Raw genomic sequence first — 18,079 nt, 5'->3', positions numbered from 1 at the left:
GCCGTCAGGACACGGGAGGGGCGCCCGGAACGGCCAGCCGGTCGAGGAGGTCGCGGTGCTCGGGTGCCAGGCGCAGGGCGTCGGCGGCGAGGTTCTCCTCCAAGTGCGCGATCCGGGCGGTGCCGGGGATCGGGAGGACGGCCGGTGAGTGGCCGAGCAGCCAGGCGAGCGCGACCTGCGTGGGTGTGGCGTCGAGCGACTTCGCCACGGCGGCGATGTCGGCTTCGGCCCCCGACTTCCCCCATGCGACGGGGCGCCACGGCAGGAACGCGATGCCCGCCGCCTCGCAGGCGGTGAGGACGGGTTCGTGTTCGCGGTCGAGCAGGTTGTAGCGGTTCTGGACGCTCGCGATGTCGACGATCCGCCGGGCCCGGTCGAGTTCGTCGACGGTGACCTCGGACAGCCCGATCCGGCCGATCTTTCCCTCGTCGCGCAGCTCCCGCAGCGTTCCGAGCTGGTCGGCGAGCGGGGTCCCTGGATCGATCCGGTGAAGCTGGAGCAGCTCGATCCGCTCGACCCGCAGCCGGCGCAGCGCCTGCTCCACCTGATCGCGCAGCACGGCCGGGCGCCCGTCGAGCCGCCACTCCTCCTCGGGGCTCGACCGCGCGATGCCGACCTTCGTGGTGACGAGCATCTCTTCCGGGTACGGGTGCAGGGCCTCGGCGAGGAGTTCCTCGTTGGCTCCCCCGCCGTACATGTGCGCGGTGTCGATCAGCGTCACGCCCAGTTCGACGGCCCGCCGGGCGACCGCGAGGGAGTTCGCGCGGGCGGGCCCCGGCTCGGTCGGCAGGTGCATGGCCCCGAACCCGAGCCGCCGTACGCCCAGATCCCCGCCGATGCGGAACGTGGTCGATGTCATGTGCCCCTCCACCCCTCGGTCAACGCGGCAACGTTAACAGGGCAGTTGACCGTGGAAAGCGTGCCGAGGACAGGCCGTCGGGGGCTTCAGTGGAGGGCCAGGAACGGCGCCGACGCGAGGAGGAAGGCCACCATCGCGTACTTGAGGCGGCGGGCCGGGAGGGCGTGTGCGATGCGCCAGCCGATGAGCACGCCGACCAGCTCCGGCACTCCCACCAGGGCCGCGAGCCGCCAGTCGACGGCTCCGTGCATGACGTACGCCACCGTGCCCACGCTCGCGATCACGATCGACTGGGCCTGGGCGGCGGCCAGCGACGACAGGACCGGCAGCCCGGCCACCACGAGCAGGGGCACGCTCAGCATGGGGCCGCCGAGCCCGAAGAGGCCGGCGACGACCGCGACGACGACACCGATGAACGCGGTGCGGCCCAGGGGAATGTGCGCACGCTCGGCGCCGTCCGGGGCGCGCCGGTCGCGCACCCACACGAGGATGCCGGTGACGACGACCGCGCAGGCCAGCAGGATCCCGAAGCCGCGCCCCTCGACCAGGGTGTTGCACAGCACGCCCAGCGGCGCCCCCACGAGCGCCGCGCCGGCGAGCACGGCGGCGCAGCGCCGGGTCCCGGGGTCGCGGAGCTGTCCCGACCGGGCGTACGCCGCGGTGCCGAGCAGGCCCGTGGCGACGTGGGTGACGATCGCCGTGCCGGCCACACCGGAGGGCGTGAGCCCGGAGAACAGGAAGAGGCCCATGGTGGGCAGCACTCCGCCGGGTCCGATGGCGGTGATGCCGATGCCTCCGAGCAGCCCGGCCACCGCGAGGAGGACGAGGTGTGTCGTGTCGAGGGTCATGTGCGCTCCCGCCCGGGCCGCCGGTCTCTTCGTCGTTCGCTTCGCATGTACCGCTCCTTCAGTCCCTCGGCAGGACGGCCCGCAGGGCGAATCGGTCGGCGCGCACCCGCAGTGACTCGGCGTCGACGGGGCGGCCGTCCGCGAGCCTGGTCAGCCGGTCGATGGTGAACAGCGCGGCGCCCTCCGCCACGTCCAGCAGGCGTGCCGTGTCCGGGTCGGCGGTGACGGCGTGCACGGTCACCTCGGCGCTGCCGAGCCGGGTGCCGCTGGTCTCCTCGATGAGCGCGAACAGATCGCGGCCCGCGAGGTGGCGGTCGAGCAGCGGGCGGCCGATGTCGGGCGCGAGCCAGGTCGAGTCGAGGGAGAGCGGGTCCGCGTCGAGTGAGCGCAGGCGCTCGATGTAGACCGCCTCGGAGTGCTCCGGGAGGCCGAGGCGCTGGGTGATGGCGGGCGGGGCGTGCGGCACGACGCGTGCCTCGCGCACCTCGTTGGTGACCGTGCCGTACGCGGTCAACTCCTCGGCGAGGCCCACCAGTCGGGACAGCCCGTGTCCGGCCTTGTGGCCGGTGACGAGGGTGCCGATGCCGCGCCGCCGCGTCACGACACCCTCGTCCCGCAGCATGTTCAGGGCCTCGCGCACGGCGTTGCGGGTGGCTCCGAGCGAGTGACCGAGGCGCCGCTCGTCCGGCAGCACACCCTCGTACACCCCGTCGACGATCCCCTGCCGCAGCACATCGGCGACCCGGCGTGCCCGGTCGGCCCGGGATCCGTCACGGTCTTCCATGCCCGTCCCTTCCTCGTGGTGCATGTGACGGCAGACCGTACGCCCTCCCATGTTTCGCGGGTGTTACGCCACCCCCTCCGACCTGGGCAAACGTCTGACCTGCGGTGGAGCGGCGACGAGGCGCCGCAACGCCGGTTGGCCCGGGTGACAGCCACCGGCACACCCACCGCTCCACCCACCTGCTCGCCCCACGCCACCCACACGTACCAACTGCCGCATGGAATACCCTGGTTGACCCGTGATCCACGGCGACCCATCGACCCTTCGGAGCGACTCGTGCCCCAGGACCGTCCGCTGATCGACAGTGACGCACCGCATTCGGCCCGCATCTGGAACTACTGGCTCGGCGGCAAGGACTGCTACGAGGTCGACCGCCAGGTCGGGGACGCCATCGCGCAGGTCAACGCGGAGATCGTGCACGTGGCACGCGCCCAGCGCGCCTTCCTCGCGCGCACCGTCACCCACCTCGTACGGGACGTGGGCATCGACCAGTTCCTCGACATCGGCACCGGGCTTCCCACCATCGACAACACCCACGACGTGGCGCAGCGCCACGACCCGGCCGCGCGGATCGTCTACGTCGACCACGACCCGGTGGTGCTGCGGCACGCGGAGGCCCTGCTGACCAGCACTGCGCAGGGAGCCACCGACTACATCGAGGCCGACCTGACCGACCCCGCCGACATCCTCCGGCGGGCCGCGGACACGCTGGACTTCGGTCGTCCCGTCGCCCTGATGCTGCTCGGGGTCGTCGCCCATGTCACCGACGACCGTGCCTACCGCATCGTCGAGGAGCTCAAGAGCGCGCTGCCCGGCGGCAGTCACCTGGTCCTGTGCGACAGCACCGAGGTGTACCACCCCGAGGCCACCCGTGCGATGGTCGAGCAGTGGAACAGCACCAGTGACAACCCGCGGACCAATCGAACCCCGGAGCAGATCGGCCGGTTCTTCACGGGACTTGAGCTCGTCGCACCGGGTCTGACCTCGGTTTCCCAGTGGCGGCCCGAGGGTAGCGAGGGTGAACTCCCGGAGCCCGTCAGCAGCTTCGGTGGCATCGGCCGCAAGCCCTAGCGGGCGTCAACACGCCAACTCCCTTACCGTAAAAGGTGACCGATCTGTGCTGACGTGCCACGCGATGGGCACCCGGGTGAGTACCATCCGGCCCTACAGCACACACGTACACACACCGACAGATCACTCCTTGCCACGAAAGCGAGCCACCATGTCGGACACCACGCCTCAGACCGAGCTCAAGGCCCGTTACGCCGACCGGATCCGCGACGACATCGCGCACAACGAGAGCGAGTTGAAGCGGATCAGCGAGGAAATCACCTCGCTGCAGGCCGAGTTGGGCACCCTCGAAGAGAACCGCTCTCTTCTGGAGAGCATGCTGAAGTCCATCGGCAGCGGCGAACTGCCGCCCCTGCCGGCGCCCGCGCCCAAAAAGGCGCCCGAGAAGACTGCGGGCAAGGCGGCGGCCAAGGTGCCGCGCCAGAAGTCGCGGGCCACGACGGCCGCCAAGCCCGCGCAGGCCAAGAAGGCGGCCGGCGCCCCCGCCAAGTCGGCCAAGGCCGCGAAGCCCGCCAAGGCCGAGGCGGCGACCAAGCCCAGCGCGCCCGCCGCCGAGAAGACCGCTCCGCAGGGCTCCACGCTGGTCGAGCTGATCGTGTCCCAGCTGGACTCGGAGACCAGCCCGCGCTCGGCCGCCGAGATCACGTCGACGCTGCAGAAGGCACACCCCAAGCGGGAGTTCAGCACCAAGGTCGTCCGCAACACGCTGGAGGCCCTGGTCGCCAAGGCCCGCGCCGAGCGCACCCGGCAGCAGCGTTCGGTGTTCTACGTCGCCTCGCCCGGCGCCGACAAGCCCGCGAGGAACGCCGCCGACACCAAGGCCGGCGCGGACACCAAGGCCGGGGCGGACAAGGCGGTGGAGAGCAAGGCCGGGGCGAAGGGCGGCGCCGCGTGACACCCCGCCCGGCGCCTGCGCGATGAGTTTCGTTCGCCGTGGCAGTCTCACAGTTGTCGATCACGCAGGAGGAGCCCCGTGAAACAGCAACTGCTGAAGGTCCAGAATTTCAACGTGTCCGCGGACGGGTTCGGCGCAGGTCAGGGCCAGAGCCTGGAGCGGCCGTTCGGCCACGCCGACCCCGGGCAGATGTTCGCCTGGGCGGGGGCCACGGCGAGCTGGCCCAATCGCACGGAACCGGGAGGCTCCCGCGGCATCGACGACTATCTGACGCGGGACTACTCCCACAACATCGGCGCCGAGATCATGGGGCGCGGAAAGTTCGGGCCGCAGAACGGGCCGTGGCAGGACCACGAGTGGCGCGGGTGGTGGGGTGAGGAGCCGCCTTTCCGCACCCCCGTGTTCGTCATGACCCACCACACGCGCCCGTCGGTCACACTCTCCGACACCACGTTCCACTTCGTCGACGCCGACCCCGGCACCGTCCTCAAGCAGGCGAGGGTGGCCGCGGAGGGCAAGGACATCCGGCTCGGCGGCGGGGCCACCACCATCCGCGAGTTCCTCGAGGCGGACCTCGTCGACACGCTGCACGTGGCGGTCGCGGACGGTGTCACGCTCGGCTCCGGCGCCAAGCTCTGGGACTCCCCCGACGAGCTCCTGGACCGCTTCCACCTCGATGTCGTGCCGAGCCCGACGGGCGCGGTGCGGCACCACCTGTTCTGGCGGAAGTGACACCCGGCGCGCGGGGCGGGTCAGCTGCTCAGCGGCCCCGCGCGTGGAAGGGTTCCGGCTCGATCAGGACGCAGCGTGTGCCGGTGTAGATGGTGGGCATGCAGCGGTTGCAGTGAATGCACAGCGAGTGCGTGGGCCGGCCCGCCGCACGGTCCTCGGCGAAGCGGTTGATGAGGTCGGGTTCGCGCAGCAGTGCGCGGCCCATCGCCACGAACTCGAAGCCCTCGGTCATGGCCGCTTCGGCGGTCGCGCGGTCCGCGATGCCGCCGAGCAGGATCAGCGGCAGTTTCAGCGCGGCCCTGAACTGGCGCGCCGAGGGCAGCAGGTACGCCTCCTCGTAGGGATAGGCGCGGATGAACTTCTTTCCGACGCGCTCGATGCCGAACCGCTGGGGCTGGGGGAACGTCGCCGCGAACTGGCGCACGGGCGCGCCCCCGCGGAACAGGTACATGGGGTTGAGCAGGGAGCTGCCCGCGGTGAGTTCTAGGGCGTCGACGCTGCCGTCGGCCTCCAGCCAGGCGGCGGTGCGCAGGCTCTCGTCGAGCCAGATGCCGCCGGAGACACCGTCGTCCATGTTGAGCTTGGCGGTGATCGCGATCTCGTCGCCGACCTCGTCCCGGACCGCACGGGCGACGCCCCGGGCGACCTTGGCCCGGTTGGCGAGGGTGCCTCCGTACTCGTCCTTTCGCTTGTTGAGTTTCGGGCTGAGGAAGGCGCTCGCGAAGTAGTTGTGGCCGAGGTGGATCTCCACCGCGTCGAACCCGGCCTCGACCGCGGTGCGGGCCGCGCGGGCGTGGGCGCGGGTGACACGCGCGATGTCGGCGCGGGTGGCCGGGCGGGCGAAGCGGAAGGACTGGAGGTTCAGGAAGCGGCTGGGCGCGAGCGCGGGCAGGCCGTTGGACACGGGGTCGGCGACGGGTCCCGCGTGGCCGATCTGCGCCGAGACCGCGGCACCCTCCGCGTGCACGGCGTCGGTGAGCCGGCGCAGGCCGGGAACGGCCTCGGGGCGCATATGGATCTGGTCGCGTTCGGTGCGGCCCTCGGGGGCGACGGCGCAGTACGCGACGGTCGTCATGCCGACGCCGCCGGCCGAGGGGCGCCGGTGGTACTCGATGAGTTCGTCGCTGACCAGGGCGTCCCGCGTGACACCTTCGAAGGTGGCCGCCTTGATGACGCGGTTGCGCAGGGTGAGGGGCCCGAGGCGTGCGGGGGCGAGCAGGTCGGGAGCGGGCCCGGTGGTGTCGCGGGTGGAGTCGGCTGTGCTCATGGCTGTGCAACTCCTCAACTGTCGGTCCACGGACGGGCGTCGAGGCCGCCACGACGAAGGGGAGACCGACACCTGCTCGTACCCCTTGGTGGGCACCGGCGCAGGAAAGCACGGCGCGGCACACTTTTCAATCAGTGATGGAGAACCGCGGAAGGGCTCGCACAGAAGGGCCCGCGCGCCGTTTCGCCCCGTGTTCGGCGGTCGGCATTACCGAACACAAGCACCCAAACTGTTAGATATCGCTCCGATCGGGAACGCGATGTCCATGGACATCGGATACACCTTGATGACCGAGCAGGCGGGACCGCGCGAGCTGGTGGGGCACGCGGTCGGGGCCGAGGAGGCCGGATTCGACTTCTCGGTGACCAGCGACCACTACTTTCCCTGGCTGCGTTCCCAGGGGCACTCCCCCTACGCCTGGAGCGTGCTCGGCGCCGTCGCGCAGGCGACGTCGCGGCTCCCGCTGATGACGTACGTGACCTGCCCGACCTTCCGCTACCACCCGGCGGTCGTGGCGCAGAAGGCGGCGACGATGCAGCTGCTGTCGCAGGGCCGCTTCCGCCTCGGGCTCGGCTCCGGGGAGAACCTGAACGAACACGTGGTGGGCCGCGGCTGGCCCGCGGTGGACGTGCGGCACGAGATGTTCGAGGAGGCCGTCACGATCATCCGCGCCCTGTTCGAGGGCGGGCATGTCACCCACCACGGCAAGCACTACGACGTCGACTCGGCCCGCTTGTGGGATCTGCCCGAGACCGCCCCGCCGATCGGCATCGCCGTGTCCGGCGAACAGTCCTGCGCGCTGGCGGGCCGCCTCGCCGATCTGCTCATCGCCACCGAGCCCAAGGCGGACCTCGTGACCGCGTTCGACCGGCACGGCGGCGAGGGCAAGCCGCGCATCGGCCAGCTGCCCGTCTCCTACGATCCCGACCGCGGGGCCGCGGTCGCCCGCGCGCACGAGCAGTTCCGCTGGTTCGCCGGCGGCTGGAAGGTCAACGCCGAGCTGCCGCACCCGGACTCGTTCGAGGGCGCGACCCAGTTCGTACGGCCCGACGATGTCGCGGACTCGATCCCGTGCGGCGCCGACGTGGACACGTTCGTGAAGGCGGCACGCCCCTTCGCGGAGGTCGGATTCACCGGTCTCGCGCTGGTCCAGATCGGCGGTGACCAGCAGCGCGACTTCCTGCGGTGGTCCACAGAAAAGCTGCTGCCCGCCCTGCGCGAGGCCTTCGGGTGAGGCGGCGATGACCGAGCACACACCCGCCCCGCCGGCCGACCGCTCGGCGCTCGTCGTGATCGACATGATCAACACCTACGACCACGACGACGCCGAGCTGCTGCTGCCCGCGTCCCGCGCCATCGTCCCCGCGGTCGTGGAACTGCTCGACCGGGCCCGTGCGGCCGGTGTCCCGGTGATCTACGTGAACGACAACTTCGGCGAATGGCGCTCGCACCACGGCGAATTGGTGGACACGGCGCTCGCCGGGCCGCACGCCGAGCTGGTGGAACCGCTGCGGCCCGACGACGACTCCCTCTTCGTCGTCAAGGCCCGGCACTCGATCTTCTACGAGACCCCGCTCTCGTATCTGCTGTGGGAACTGGGCGTCGGGCACATCGTGCTGTGCGGCCAGGTCACCGAGCAGTGCGTGCTCTACTCCGCGCTCGACGCGCACATCCGCCATCTGCGGACCACGGTGCCGCACGACGCGGTGGCCGCCATCCATCCCGAGCTCGCGAGCGCCGCCCTGGAGATGATGCGGCGCAACATGGGCGCACACATCGTCCCGACGTCGGACGTGACGTTCGACAAGCAGGTCTGAGCCCGGCGCGAAATTGCCCATGGACATGGTGCGAGCTGCTGTGATCTCATCCGTTGCAGCGGATCGGACACCCTCGACGCTGCTCGACGGGCGATCCCTGTGTGTGGCACGTGACCCGACCGCTCGCGTCGGCTCGTGACCCCTGTGGGCCGGCTTCCCCACGCCTCCCGCACAGGTCCGAAAGACGACACACCTCCCATGCAGAAGACCAAGGCCGCGCTCTGGGAGTTCCTCCAGAGCCTCGGCAAGACGTTCATGCTCCCCGTGGCGCTGCTCGCGTTCTGCGGCATCATGCTGGGCATCGGCTCCTCGCTCTCCAGCGAGGCCGTCACCGGCAATCTGACCTTCCTTCAGGGCCAGGGCTTCCACCTGGTCTTCACGTGGATGGCCAACACCGGCCAGGTCGCCTTCCAGTTCCTGCCCGTGATGTTCGCGATGGCCATCCCCCTCGGGCTCGCCCGCGAGGACAAGGGCGTGGCCGCGTTCTCCGGCTTCGTCGGCTACGCCGCGATGAACCTCGCGGTGAACTTCTTCCTCACCGCCAAGGGTGTGGACTTCGACGACGAGAAGGCGATCGCCCACTACGGCATCGCCGATGTCATCGGCATCCAGTCCATCGATACGGGGCTCCTCGGCGCGGTCGCCGTTGGCATCGTTGTCAGCCTGCTTCACCAGCGGTTCCGTACGCAGCGGATGCCCGACGCGCTGGCCTTCTTCGGTGGTCTGCGCTTCGTGCCGATCGTCTCCGCGCTCACACTGAGCGTGCTCGGTCTGCTCATCCCGCTGGTGTGGCCGACGTTCAACGGCTGGATCACCGACCTGGGCCGCGCGATCGGTCACGCCGGGGTGTTCGGACCGTTCTTCTTCGGCATGGGCGAAGTGCTGCTGCGCCCGGTGGGCCTGCACCACATCCTCGTCGCCATGTTCCGGTTCACGGATGTCGGTGGCTCGGGCGCGGTGTGCGGGGACCAGGTCTCCGGCGCGCTGAACATGTTCTACGCGCAGCTGAACTGCGCCAAGCCGCCCACGGGCGCCGTCACCGACGCCACCCACTTCCTGTCGCAGGGCAAGATGGCGGCCTACCTCGGCGGGCTGCCGGGCGCCGCGCTCGCGATGTACCACTGCGCCCGCAAGAACATGCGCCCCGAGATCAAGGCGCTCCTGGTCTCCGGTGTCGTGGCCTGTGTCGTCGGCGGCATCACCGAGCCGCTGGAGTTCCTGTTCCTGTTCATCGCGCCGTGGCTGTACGTCCTGCACGCCGTCCTCGTCGGCCTCGGCTTCCTCGCCGCCGCCGTCCTCGGGGTGTTCATCGGCAACACGGACGGCAATGTCATCGACTGGCTCGTCTTTGGAGTGCTGCAGGGGACGACCACCAAGTGGTATCTGGTGCCGGTGATCGCCGCCGTGTGGTTCGCGGTCTACTACTTCCTGTTCCGCTGGGCGATCGTGCGCTTCGACCTCAAGACGCCGGGCCGCGAGGAGGAGACCGCCGAGGAGCCCGCGCAGGAGGACGAATCCGGGGCTCCGCGTGAGCTGGTCGCCGGGAAGTACGACGCCGTGGCGATCCTCGACGCGATCGGCGGCGCGGACAACATCACCTCGCTCGACAACTGCATCACACGGCTCCGGCTGACGGTCGAGGACGCGGAGCGCGTGGACGAGCCGCGCCTGAAGAAGCTGGGCGCCGTCGGCGTGGTGAAGCTCGACGCGCACACGGTGCAGGTGGTCATAGGCCCGCAGGTGCAGTCCGTGAAGGACGCCATCGCCACGATGATCCCGGTGGGCTGAGCCGTGCACATCCCCTCCCCCACCTACGACTTCGACACGGTCGTCGACCGGCACGGCACCTGGTGCACGCAGTGGGACTACGTCGAGGACCGCTTCGGCGTGCCGGACCTGCTGCCGTTCACGATCTCCGACATGGACTTCGAGACGGCCCCGGAGGTCCTGGCCGCGCTGCGGGCCCGGCTCGACCACGGCGTCCTCGGCTACTCCCGCTGGCGGCACGGGGACTTCCTGTCCGCGATCGTCGACTGGTACGCCGCCCGGCACGGCACCCCCGTGGACCCGGAGTCGATCGTCTACGGTCCGTCCGTCATCTACCAGGTCGGGCAGCTGCTGCGGCTGTGGTCGCGGCCCGGCGACGGTGTCGTGACGCACGCACCGACGTACGACGCCTTCCCCAAGACGGTCGCCGCGCACGAGCGGCGGCTGCTCACCTGCCCGCTGGGCGACTGGGCGGAGCTGGAGCGCCTGCTGGCGCTGCCCGACACCTCGGTGCTGCTGCTGTGCTCGCCGCACAATCCCACCGGTCACGTGTGGACGGCCGCGGAGCTGGACCGCATGGCCGACCTGTGCGCGCGCCACGGCGTGGCGGTCATCAGCGACGAGATCCACTCGGACCTCGCCCACCCGCCGGCCGTGCACCGGCCGTGGCCTCTGCACGCGGCCCCCGGCACCCGGTGGGCGCTCGTCACGTCCGCGTCGAAGTCCTTCAACATCCCGGCGCTGACCGGCAGTTACGGCATCGTCGGGGACTCCGGTTCCCGGGACGCGTATCTGCACCGGCTCAAGGAGGCCGACGGCCTGTCGTCCCCCGCGGTGCTGTCGGTGGTCGGCCACATCGCGGCCTACCGGGAGGGCGGCGCCTGGCTGGACGCGCTCGGCACGTATCTGCGCGGCAACCTGTCCTCCGTGGCGGAGCGGCTGACCGAGGCGTTCCCCGAGCTCGCCTTCACGCCGCCCGAGGCCGGCTATCTGGCCTGGATCGACCTGCGCCCCCTCGGCGTCGACGAGGAGGCGCTCCAGCGCGAGCTGGTCGAGCGGCAGCGCGTGGCGATCATGCCGGGCACCGCGTACGGCGCGGCCGGTCATGTGCGGCTCAATGTGGGCTGCCCGCGCTCGAAGGTCGAACGCGGGGTGAGCGCCCTCATCGACGGCGTACGCGCGATCCGCTGAGGTGTGGGCTCAGCGCACGAGTGCGTAGACGAGCCAGCCGAGGACGAACAGCGCCACGATCCCGGTCAGGATCGCGGTGCCCTTCCCCGGTTCCCTGCGGAGCTCCTGCTCGAGCTCCTTCTCCTTGATGAAGGCCTTCGTGTCCTCTTCGGTGCGTGTGCGCACCCATTGCCCGCTCGCCGGTCCGAACATCCCCGTGCCTCCCCGTTGTCAACTGATCCTTCGCCTCACCGAATCGAGCCGGATCAAACGTGGCGGGCGCCTCAGGCCCCGGCGCCGCGGAGTTCGGCCAGTGCCGCCGCGGTCAGTCGGCGCGGCGGGGCGTCCGTGCCGGTGCCGACGAGGACGACCGTGCAGGCGCAGGCGTGGGTGAGGGCGGTGGTGAAGCTGCCGTCGGCGAACTGGGTGAGCGGGCCGCGCGGCGAGTGCCCGACGGCCACGACGCGTGCGCCGGTGTCGGCCGCGTGCCGGGCCAGCGCGCGCCCGGCGGCGGCGTGGTCGCCCACGCTGTCCAGCACCTGCCCGGTGGCGGCCACTCCGTGCGCCGCGAGCCGATCCAGGTGGTCCTGCACGGCCGCGCGGGCCTGGGCCAGGTCCTCGGCGTCGGCGGCCTGGTCGTCGACCACCGCGGTCCGCCGGACGTGCACGACCTCCAGCGGGCCGCCGGTGTCCCGGGCGAGGCGCGCGGCGGCGTCGACGATGGCGGGCGCCCTGTCGTGGTCCCCGACGGCGACGACGACACGCGGGTCGGCGCCGCGGGCCACGGCTCCCACGGGCGTGAGCGACGGCTGCACCGGCTCGCCGCCACCCGGGTCCGTCTCGGCCCGCACCAGCAGCCGGTGCCCGCTGGCGAGCACGGGGATGGCGAGGAGGAAGGTGAGCGCGGCCAGGTAGAAGGGCACGCTGAGGTCCATGGCGTCGGCCAGCCTGCCCGCGACGTACGGGGCGAGGCCGCCGCCGATGAACCGCAGGAAGCCGTACGCGGACGAGGCGACGGGCCGCTCCACCGGCGAGACGAGCATGACGGCCTGTGTGGTGAGGGTGTTGTTGATGCCGATGAAGGCGCCGCTGACGACGACCGCGACGATCACCACGGTCGGCGTCGAGACCCCGGCCGCGATGACCGCCATCACGACGGCGAGGCAGAACAGATTCGCGTAGAGGACGGCAGCGGTGCCGTGGCGGGCCTGGAGGCGCGGCGCGAAGTAGACGCTGAAGAGGGCGACGAGGAGTCCCCAGCCGGTGAAGACGAGGCCGAGTTCGTGGGCGTCGAGCTCCATGGGGTACGGCGCGTACCCGAGCATCGTGAAGAAGCCCCAGTTGTAGAGCAGCGCCATGACGCCCATGGTCAGCAGTCCGCGGTGGCGCAGCGCCTTGAGCGGGGCGAGCGGGGACGTGATCCTCTTGGGCCTGGGCAGATCGGGGACGAACGCGATGGTGGCGACCAGTGCGATCGCCATCAGGACGGCGACGCCGAAGAACGGTCCGCGCCAGCTGATCGCCCCCAACTCGCCGCCGAGCAGCGGTCCGACGGCGATACCGAGGCCGAGCGCGGTCTCGTAGAGGATGATCGCGCCGCCGAAGCCGTCGCTCGCGGAGGCGACGATGACGGCCAGGGACGTGGCGATGAAAAGCGCGTTGCCGAGTCCCCAGCCGGCGCGGAAGCCCACGATGCCGTTGATGGAGCCCGTGGCCCCGGCGAGCGCCGAGAAGACGACGATGACGCTCAGGCCGATGACGAGGGTGCGCTTGGCGCCGAACCGGCTGGAGAACCAGCCGACGACGAGCATCGCGACCGCGGTGACGATGAGATAGCTGCTGAACAGCAGGGACACCTGGCTGGGCGTGGCATGCAGGCTGTCGGCCAGGGCGGGCAGGATCGGGTCCACGAGACCGATGCCCATGAAGGAGATGACGCAGGCGAACGCGACGGCCCAGACGGCCTTGGGCTGCTTGAAGGGGCTCGTGCTCTTCGGCTCCCGCTGATGCATGCAGCCATCATGTATTTACGTGTACACGGAAACAAGATGCCTGCGGGCGCCACTCCCCGAAAGAAGTGACGCCCGCACGGTCAGGACTCAGGCGGCCCGCTTCGGCAGCTTCCAGTTCGGCCGCGGGAAGTGGCAGGTGTACCCCTCGGGGTAGCGCTCCAGGTAGTCCTGGTGCTCCGGCTCGGCCTCCCAGAAGTCACCGACCGGCTCGACCTCGGTCACGACCTTGCCGGGCCACAGGCCGCTCGCCTCGACGTCCGCGATGGTGTCGACGGCCACCTGGCGCTGCGCCTCGTCCGTGAAGTAGATCGCGGAGCGGTAGCTGCGCCCCAGGTCGTTGCCCTGGCGGTCCCTCGTGGTCGGGTCGTGGACCTGGAAGAAGAACTCCAGCAGATCCCGGTAGGTGATCACCGAGGGGTCATAGACGATCTCGATGGCCTCGGCGTGGTCCCCGTGGTTACGGTACGTGGCGTTCGGGGTGTCACCGCCGGAGTAGCCCACGCGCGTCGACAGCACGCCCGGCCGCTTGCGGATCAAGTCCTGCATTCCCCAGAAGCAGCCGCCCGCCAGCACGGCCTTTTCTGTTACCTCCAACATACGTCACTCCCTGCGCTACCTGATGACACGACGAGCAGATCCAACAGGTCCAACAGACCGCGACCCACAGATCTTCCAGCTTAAGCCGGACCCCTAAAGCGAAGCTATCGACCCCCATAAGGCAGCCTTATGTGCCCATAGACCGGACCCGCCTACTTTCTAAGGCTTGCCTTACTTTAGGCTTCCCCTCAAGCACTCGTGGCCCGACCAGCACGTACGGACCACGGGAACCACTCGAAGGGAACCTGAACCATGCCTCGCCCCCTGAGGGTCGCCATCGTCGGAGCCGGCCCCGCCGGCATCTACGCCGCCGACGCCCTGCTCAAATCGGAAGCGGCCTCCGAGCCGGGGGTGTCCATCGACCTCTTCGAGCGCATGCCGGCCCCGTTCGGCCTGATCCGCTACGGCGTCGCGCCCGACCACCCGCGCATCAAGGGCATCGTGAAGGCCCTGCACCAGGTCCTCGACAAGCCGCAGATCCGGCTGTTCGGCAACGTCGACTACCCGCGCGACATCGACCTCGACGACCTGCGCGCCTTCTACGACGCGGTCGTCTTCTCCACCGGCGCCACGGCGGACCGGGCGCTCGACATCCCGGGCATCGAACTCGAGGGCTCCTACGGCGCCGCGGACTTCGTCTCCTGGTACGACGGCCACCCCGACGTCCCGCGCACCTGGCCGCTGGAGGCCGAGAAGGTCGCCGTCCTCGGCGTCGGCAACGTGGCGCTCGACGTGGCGCGCGTGCTCGCCAAGACGGCGGACGAACTGCTGCCCACCGAGATCCCGGCCAACGTGTACGAGGGCCTGAAGACGAACAAGGCCCTCGAGGTCCACGTCTTCGGCCGTCGTGGCCCCGCGCAGGCGAAGTTCAGCCCGATGGAGCTGCGCGAGCTCGACCACTCGCCGTCGATCGAGGTCATCGTCAACCCCGAGGACATCGACTACGACGAGGGCTCGATCGCCGCCCGCCGCAGCGAGAAGCAGACCGACATGGTCGCCAAGACGCTGGAGAACTGGGCGATCCGCGACGAGGGCGACCGCCCGCACAAGCTGTTCCTGCACTTCTTCGAGTCGCCCACCGAGATCCTCGGCGAGGACGGCAAGGTCGTCGGCCTGCGCACCGAGCGCACGGAGCTGGACGGCACCGGCAACGTCAAGGGCACCGGGAACTTCACCGACTGGGACCTCGGCGCCGTCTACCGCGCGGTCGGCTACCTCTCCGACGAACTGCCCAAGCTGCCGTGGGACATCAAGTCCGGCACCGTCCCGGACGAGGGCGGCCGGGTCATCCAGGAGAACGGCGAGCACCTGCAGTCGACGTACGTGACCGGGTGGATCCGGCGCGGCCCCGTGGGCCTCATCGGGCACACCAAGGGCGACGCCAACGAGACGGTCGCGAACCTGCTCGCCGACCACGCCCAGGGCCGCCTCCAGGAGCCCGTCTCCCCCGCCCCCGAGTCCGTCGAGGAGTTCCTCGGCGAGCGCGGCATCCGGTACACGACCTGGGACGGCTGGTACAAGCTGGACGCCGCCGAGAAGGCGCTCGGCGAGCCCCAGGGCCGCGAGCGCGTGAAGCTCGTGGAGCGCGAGGAGATGCTCAACGCCAGCGAGGCGTGACACCACGGGGTGTGTTCACCGGCTCTCAGGGCCCGGCCGACGTTCGGCCGGGCCCTGACCCGTACCCGCGGGTTCGAGGCACGACGGGCGACGGGATAAAGTGGTGTTCAGGTAGATGTAAAACCCACCCACCTTGTCCGCCGCGGAGGCGCCGTGCCTCAGATCACCGTCGACTACTCGCCCCGACTCTCCGACACGCTCGACCGGCGCGCCCTCGCCACGGAGCTGCACGCCCTGGTCGTCGAGGGGGCCGGTTCGCGCGGCACCTGCAAGACGTTCTTCCGCGCCGCCACGGAGACGTATGTCGTCGGCAGCGAACACGACGACGTGCCGGTCGTGCACGTGGAGGTGGCGCTGCTCCCGGGGCGCAGCGAGCGGACCATGACGCGTCTTTCGCAGCGGATTCTGGCGCTGCTCCTGGAGCACGTGGGCGCGTGCTCCGGTGCCGACGTGGTGTGCTCGGTGGAGGTGCGGCCCCTGGCGGCGTACAGCCTGTACCCGACGCGCCGCGAGTGGAGCGCGCGGACGGGCCCCCGCCCCGAGCACCGCGGGTGCACACCGGCCGCCTAGCGCTGCGGCCGCGCCACCTTCCGGACGTCGAACGACACCCTTTGCCTCCCCGAGCCGTCGACCACCCGCCAGGCCTCGCCCTGCGCGAGGACCAGTTCGTCGCGGCCGTCGCCGTCCACGTCGGCGGCGGCCTCCAGGCGGCCCGCGCCCGGCAGCCGGTGCCACGGCCGGGATCCGAGTCCCGCCGATCCGCCGCGCAGCACATCGACGCGGTCGTGGCCGCCCACCCGGTCGTCGTCGCCGCGCACGGCGAGGTCGTCGCAGCCGTCGCCGTTGGCGTCCGCGGCCATCAGGCCGATGCCGAAGCCGCCCTTGCGGGTCCCTCCGTCGAAGACGACCGGGGCCGCGGGCGCCTTGCCGTAACGGATCGTCACCTTGCCCTTGCGGTCGCGCGGTGCGAACTCGTCGTCCATCGGGATGCCGCTGTCGCCGAGCGCGATGTCGGGCCTGCCGTCGCCGTCGAAGTCGCCGACGGCGACGTTCTCGCCCGTCGGCAACCGTTCGGCATGCGCGGCGAGGCCGCTCGCGGTGTCGGATCCCCCGGCCAGCAGTTTGGGGCGTTCCGGTTCGCCCACGTCGTACACCAGAAGATCGGTGGCTCCGTCGCCGGTCATGTCCGCCGCGAAGATCCGCAGGCCGACGACGGCGTCGGCCGAATCCGCGTACGGGTCTGAGCGTTCGGTGATCCGCGCGGGTTTGCCGCCGCGGGTGAACGGGCCGTGCAGCACCACGAGGTGACGCTCGTGCAGACCGGTGCGGTAGGTGGCCAGGTCGGCGTGGCCGTCGCCGTCGAAGTCCCCGGCCACCGGCGGGTCCTCGTAGGCGTCGTTGCCCCTGCTGATCCGCACCGGATGCCCCTTGCCGATGTGCGGCAGCCGGACGCGCGCGGCCTGGTGGCCGGGTCGCGGCCCGTGCGGTCCGCCCCACTGCACATGGGCGCTGCCGCCCGCCACGAGGTCCAGGTGGCCGTCGCCGTCCAGGTCGGCGAGGACCGGAAGGGACTCTCCGTCGGTCATGGCGTCGTGCTCGGGCAGGTCGAGGTCGGTGGGTGTGAACACCGTGCGGTCCCCCGGCCGCGCGCCGTGCAGCAGGGCGATCCGGCCGGTCTGGTAGACGTCGCCGTTGCTCGCCGGTACACCGAGCGCGAGGTCCGGGCGGCCGTCGCCGTCGAGGTCGGGGGCGGGTCTGCCGGAGTTCTTCGCGACCGCCGCCGACGCCGCGCAGGCGCTGTCCGGGACGGAAGGGTATCCCTCCTGGTGGCGGGCGCCCGTGGCGGTGCCCAGGAGCAGCGCGGTGGCGAGCAGACCGATGCCCGGTCGCCACCGCGATCCGCCTCGGGGTGGTGTGGCCGGCTCGCGTGTCATGGGGCCACTACAACGGATGCAGTCGCCCGGCATCCAGTGCCATGATCACCCTGTTACATCCATGGGACATCGGCGTCGCACTTCGGAGGGTTCGTCAGCGCGCGACGCATTCCTTCAGCCGCGCCACATTGGCCGCCACGTCGCCGCGTGTCAGGCCGCTGCCGATGCTCACGGTGAAGGCGCCCGCGGCGAGCCACGAGGCGGCGTCGTCCACGCTCACACCGCCGGTCGCCATGATCCGGGCGCCCGGGAGCACGGAGAGCACCGACTTCAGGTAGGCGATGCCTCCGACGTGGGCGGGGAACAGCTTGGCGACGCCCCGGTCCGCCGCGACGCGCAGTTCGCTCGGGGTGAGGCCGCCCTCCACCAGGAGCCGGCCCGCGGCGTCGGCGACGGGACGTACCTCGGGCACCTGGAACGGACTCACCAGGAAGTTCGCCCCGGCCGCCAGGGCGCGCTCGGCGATGTCGGGCGAGGTGACGGTGCCGAGGCCCAGTGTCACCTCGGGGAACTCCTTCGACCAGGCCGCGACGAGGCCCTCCCACCCCGGGGTGGTGGCGGTGAACTCGAAGGCGGTGAGGCCCGATTCCACGAGGGTGCGGGCCACCGCGTCGGCGGTGTCCGCGTCGGCCTCGCGCACGGTCGGGGTGACGCGGGCGGCGCGCAGGGCGTCGATGACTTCGGCGTGCATGGGTGTCTCCGGTCGGGT

The 18,079-nt window shown here is 70.9% G+C and carries 18 protein-coding genes; 9 read left to right on the top strand and 9 right to left on the bottom strand.

All coding sequences use genetic code 11. The features are described 5' to 3' along the window. Positions 1 to 4: 4 nt before the first annotated feature. The 3 genes from ACFV9W_RS18185 to ACFV9W_RS18175 all read right to left on the bottom strand — a co-directional run bounded on the left by ACFV9W_RS18185 (position 5) and on the right by ACFV9W_RS18175 (position 2,491). The gene (locus ACFV9W_RS18185) at positions 5 to 859 is read right to left on the bottom strand and encodes an aldo/keto reductase (RefSeq protein WP_385761727.1); all 855 of its coding nucleotides are present in this window, start codon (positions 857 to 859) and stop codon (positions 5 to 7) included. Positions 860 to 945: 86 nt separating this feature from the next. Next, positions 946 to 1,707, bottom strand: a complete 762-nt coding sequence (locus ACFV9W_RS18180) for a sulfite exporter TauE/SafE family protein (RefSeq protein ID WP_385761726.1) — start codon at positions 1,705 to 1,707, stop codon at positions 946 to 948. Positions 1,708 to 1,765: 58 nt separating this feature from the next. Further along, entirely contained in the window at positions 1,766 to 2,491 is a 726-nt protein-coding gene (locus ACFV9W_RS18175; RefSeq protein WP_385761723.1) for a GntR family transcriptional regulator, read from the bottom strand. A 276-nt stretch (positions 2,492 to 2,767) separates the two neighbouring features. On the opposite strand from ACFV9W_RS18175, the gene ACFV9W_RS18170 reads away from it, so the two are divergent. From ACFV9W_RS18170 to ACFV9W_RS18160, 3 genes are all read left to right on the top strand, one after another. Continuing rightward, positions 2,768 to 3,562, top strand: a complete 795-nt coding sequence (locus tag ACFV9W_RS18170; protein WP_385761721.1) for an SAM-dependent methyltransferase — start codon at positions 2,768 to 2,770, stop codon at positions 3,560 to 3,562. A gap of 151 nt (positions 3,563 to 3,713) precedes the next feature. Further along, positions 3,714 to 4,457, top strand: coding sequence for a hypothetical protein (locus ACFV9W_RS18165; RefSeq protein ID WP_385761718.1), 744 nt, complete (start codon positions 3,714 to 3,716; stop codon positions 4,455 to 4,457). A 78-nt stretch (positions 4,458 to 4,535) separates the two neighbouring features. Continuing rightward, complete coding sequence (locus tag ACFV9W_RS18160) at positions 4,536 to 5,189, top strand: dihydrofolate reductase family protein (protein WP_385761715.1); 654 nt, start codon at positions 4,536 to 4,538, stop codon at positions 5,187 to 5,189. Between the two features lie 28 nt (positions 5,190 to 5,217). Here the strand turns inward: ACFV9W_RS18160 and ACFV9W_RS18155 are convergent, their stop codons facing one another. Then, positions 5,218 to 6,456, bottom strand: a complete 1,239-nt coding sequence (locus ACFV9W_RS18155) for an NADH:flavin oxidoreductase (RefSeq protein WP_385761712.1) — start codon at positions 6,454 to 6,456, stop codon at positions 5,218 to 5,220. 265 nt (positions 6,457 to 6,721) lie between these two features. Between ACFV9W_RS18155 and ACFV9W_RS18150 the strand changes: the two genes are divergently transcribed. The 4 genes from ACFV9W_RS18150 to ACFV9W_RS18135 all read left to right on the top strand — a co-directional run bounded on the left by ACFV9W_RS18150 (position 6,722) and on the right by ACFV9W_RS18135 (position 11,231). After that, on the top strand, positions 6,722 to 7,690 hold the full coding sequence (locus ACFV9W_RS18150; RefSeq protein ID WP_385761709.1) for an LLM class F420-dependent oxidoreductase: 969 nt from the start codon (positions 6,722 to 6,724) through the stop codon (positions 7,688 to 7,690). Positions 7,691 to 7,697: 7 nt separating this feature from the next. Continuing rightward, positions 7,698 to 8,273 carry a cysteine hydrolase family protein gene (locus tag ACFV9W_RS18145; protein ID WP_385761706.1) on the top strand — a complete coding sequence of 192 codons (576 nt, stop codon included), beginning with the start codon at positions 7,698 to 7,700 and terminating at the stop codon, positions 8,271 to 8,273. Positions 8,274 to 8,471: 198 nt separating this feature from the next. Further along, positions 8,472 to 10,061, top strand: coding sequence for a maltose/glucose-specific PTS transporter subunit IIBC (gene malX, locus ACFV9W_RS18140; RefSeq protein ID WP_385761704.1), 1,590 nt, complete (start codon positions 8,472 to 8,474; stop codon positions 10,059 to 10,061). Between the two features lie 3 nt (positions 10,062 to 10,064). Beyond that, positions 10,065 to 11,231 (top strand): MalY/PatB family protein, encoded by a 1,167-nt coding sequence (locus tag ACFV9W_RS18135; protein WP_385761701.1) that lies wholly within the window; start codon positions 10,065 to 10,067, stop codon positions 11,229 to 11,231. A gap of 9 nt (positions 11,232 to 11,240) precedes the next feature. On the opposite strand, the gene ACFV9W_RS18130 is transcribed toward ACFV9W_RS18135, so the two are convergent. The 3 genes from ACFV9W_RS18130 to msrA form a co-directional block, all read right to left on the bottom strand. Next, positions 11,241 to 11,423 carry a hypothetical protein gene (locus ACFV9W_RS18130; protein ID WP_385761699.1) on the bottom strand — a complete coding sequence of 61 codons (183 nt, stop codon included), beginning with the start codon at positions 11,421 to 11,423 and terminating at the stop codon, positions 11,241 to 11,243. A gap of 71 nt (positions 11,424 to 11,494) precedes the next feature. Then, positions 11,495 to 13,222, bottom strand: coding sequence for an MFS transporter (locus ACFV9W_RS18125; RefSeq protein WP_385761696.1), 1,728 nt, complete (start codon positions 13,220 to 13,222; stop codon positions 11,495 to 11,497). A gap of 87 nt (positions 13,223 to 13,309) precedes the next feature. Continuing rightward, entirely contained in the window at positions 13,310 to 13,819 is a 510-nt protein-coding gene (msrA, locus tag ACFV9W_RS18120; RefSeq protein WP_385761694.1) for a peptide-methionine (S)-S-oxide reductase MsrA, read from the bottom strand. Between the two features lie 252 nt (positions 13,820 to 14,071). On the opposite strand from msrA, the gene ACFV9W_RS18115 reads away from it, so the two are divergent. Together ACFV9W_RS18115 and ACFV9W_RS18110 are read left to right on the top strand one after the other, a co-directional pair. Next, positions 14,072 to 15,436 carry an FAD-dependent oxidoreductase gene (locus ACFV9W_RS18115; protein WP_385761692.1) on the top strand — a complete coding sequence of 455 codons (1,365 nt, stop codon included), beginning with the start codon at positions 14,072 to 14,074 and terminating at the stop codon, positions 15,434 to 15,436. Positions 15,437 to 15,589: 153 nt separating this feature from the next. Beyond that, complete coding sequence (locus ACFV9W_RS18110) at positions 15,590 to 16,006, top strand: 5-carboxymethyl-2-hydroxymuconate Delta-isomerase (RefSeq protein ID WP_385761689.1); 417 nt, start codon at positions 15,590 to 15,592, stop codon at positions 16,004 to 16,006. Here the strand turns inward: ACFV9W_RS18110 and ACFV9W_RS18105 are convergent. Both ACFV9W_RS18105 and ACFV9W_RS18100 read right to left on the bottom strand, forming a co-directional pair. Next, entirely contained in the window at positions 16,003 to 17,370 is a 1,368-nt protein-coding gene (locus tag ACFV9W_RS18105) for an FG-GAP repeat domain-containing protein (protein ID WP_385761686.1), read from the bottom strand. The two genes, ACFV9W_RS18110 and ACFV9W_RS18105, sit on opposite strands and share 4 nt — an antisense overlap. A 94-nt stretch (positions 17,371 to 17,464) precedes the next feature. Next, positions 17,465 to 18,061, bottom strand: coding sequence for a bifunctional 4-hydroxy-2-oxoglutarate aldolase/2-dehydro-3-deoxy-phosphogluconate aldolase (locus ACFV9W_RS18100; RefSeq protein ID WP_385761683.1), 597 nt, complete (start codon positions 18,059 to 18,061; stop codon positions 17,465 to 17,467). Between the last annotated feature and the right edge of the window lie 18 nt (positions 18,062 to 18,079).

It is taken from the genome of Streptomyces sp. NPDC059897, assembly GCF_042730865.1.
GTDB lineage: Bacteria > Actinomycetota > Actinomycetes > Streptomycetales > Streptomycetaceae > Streptomyces.
Note: the sequence above shows the minus strand (reverse complement) of the source record. Positions and strands in the feature narration are given on the sequence as shown.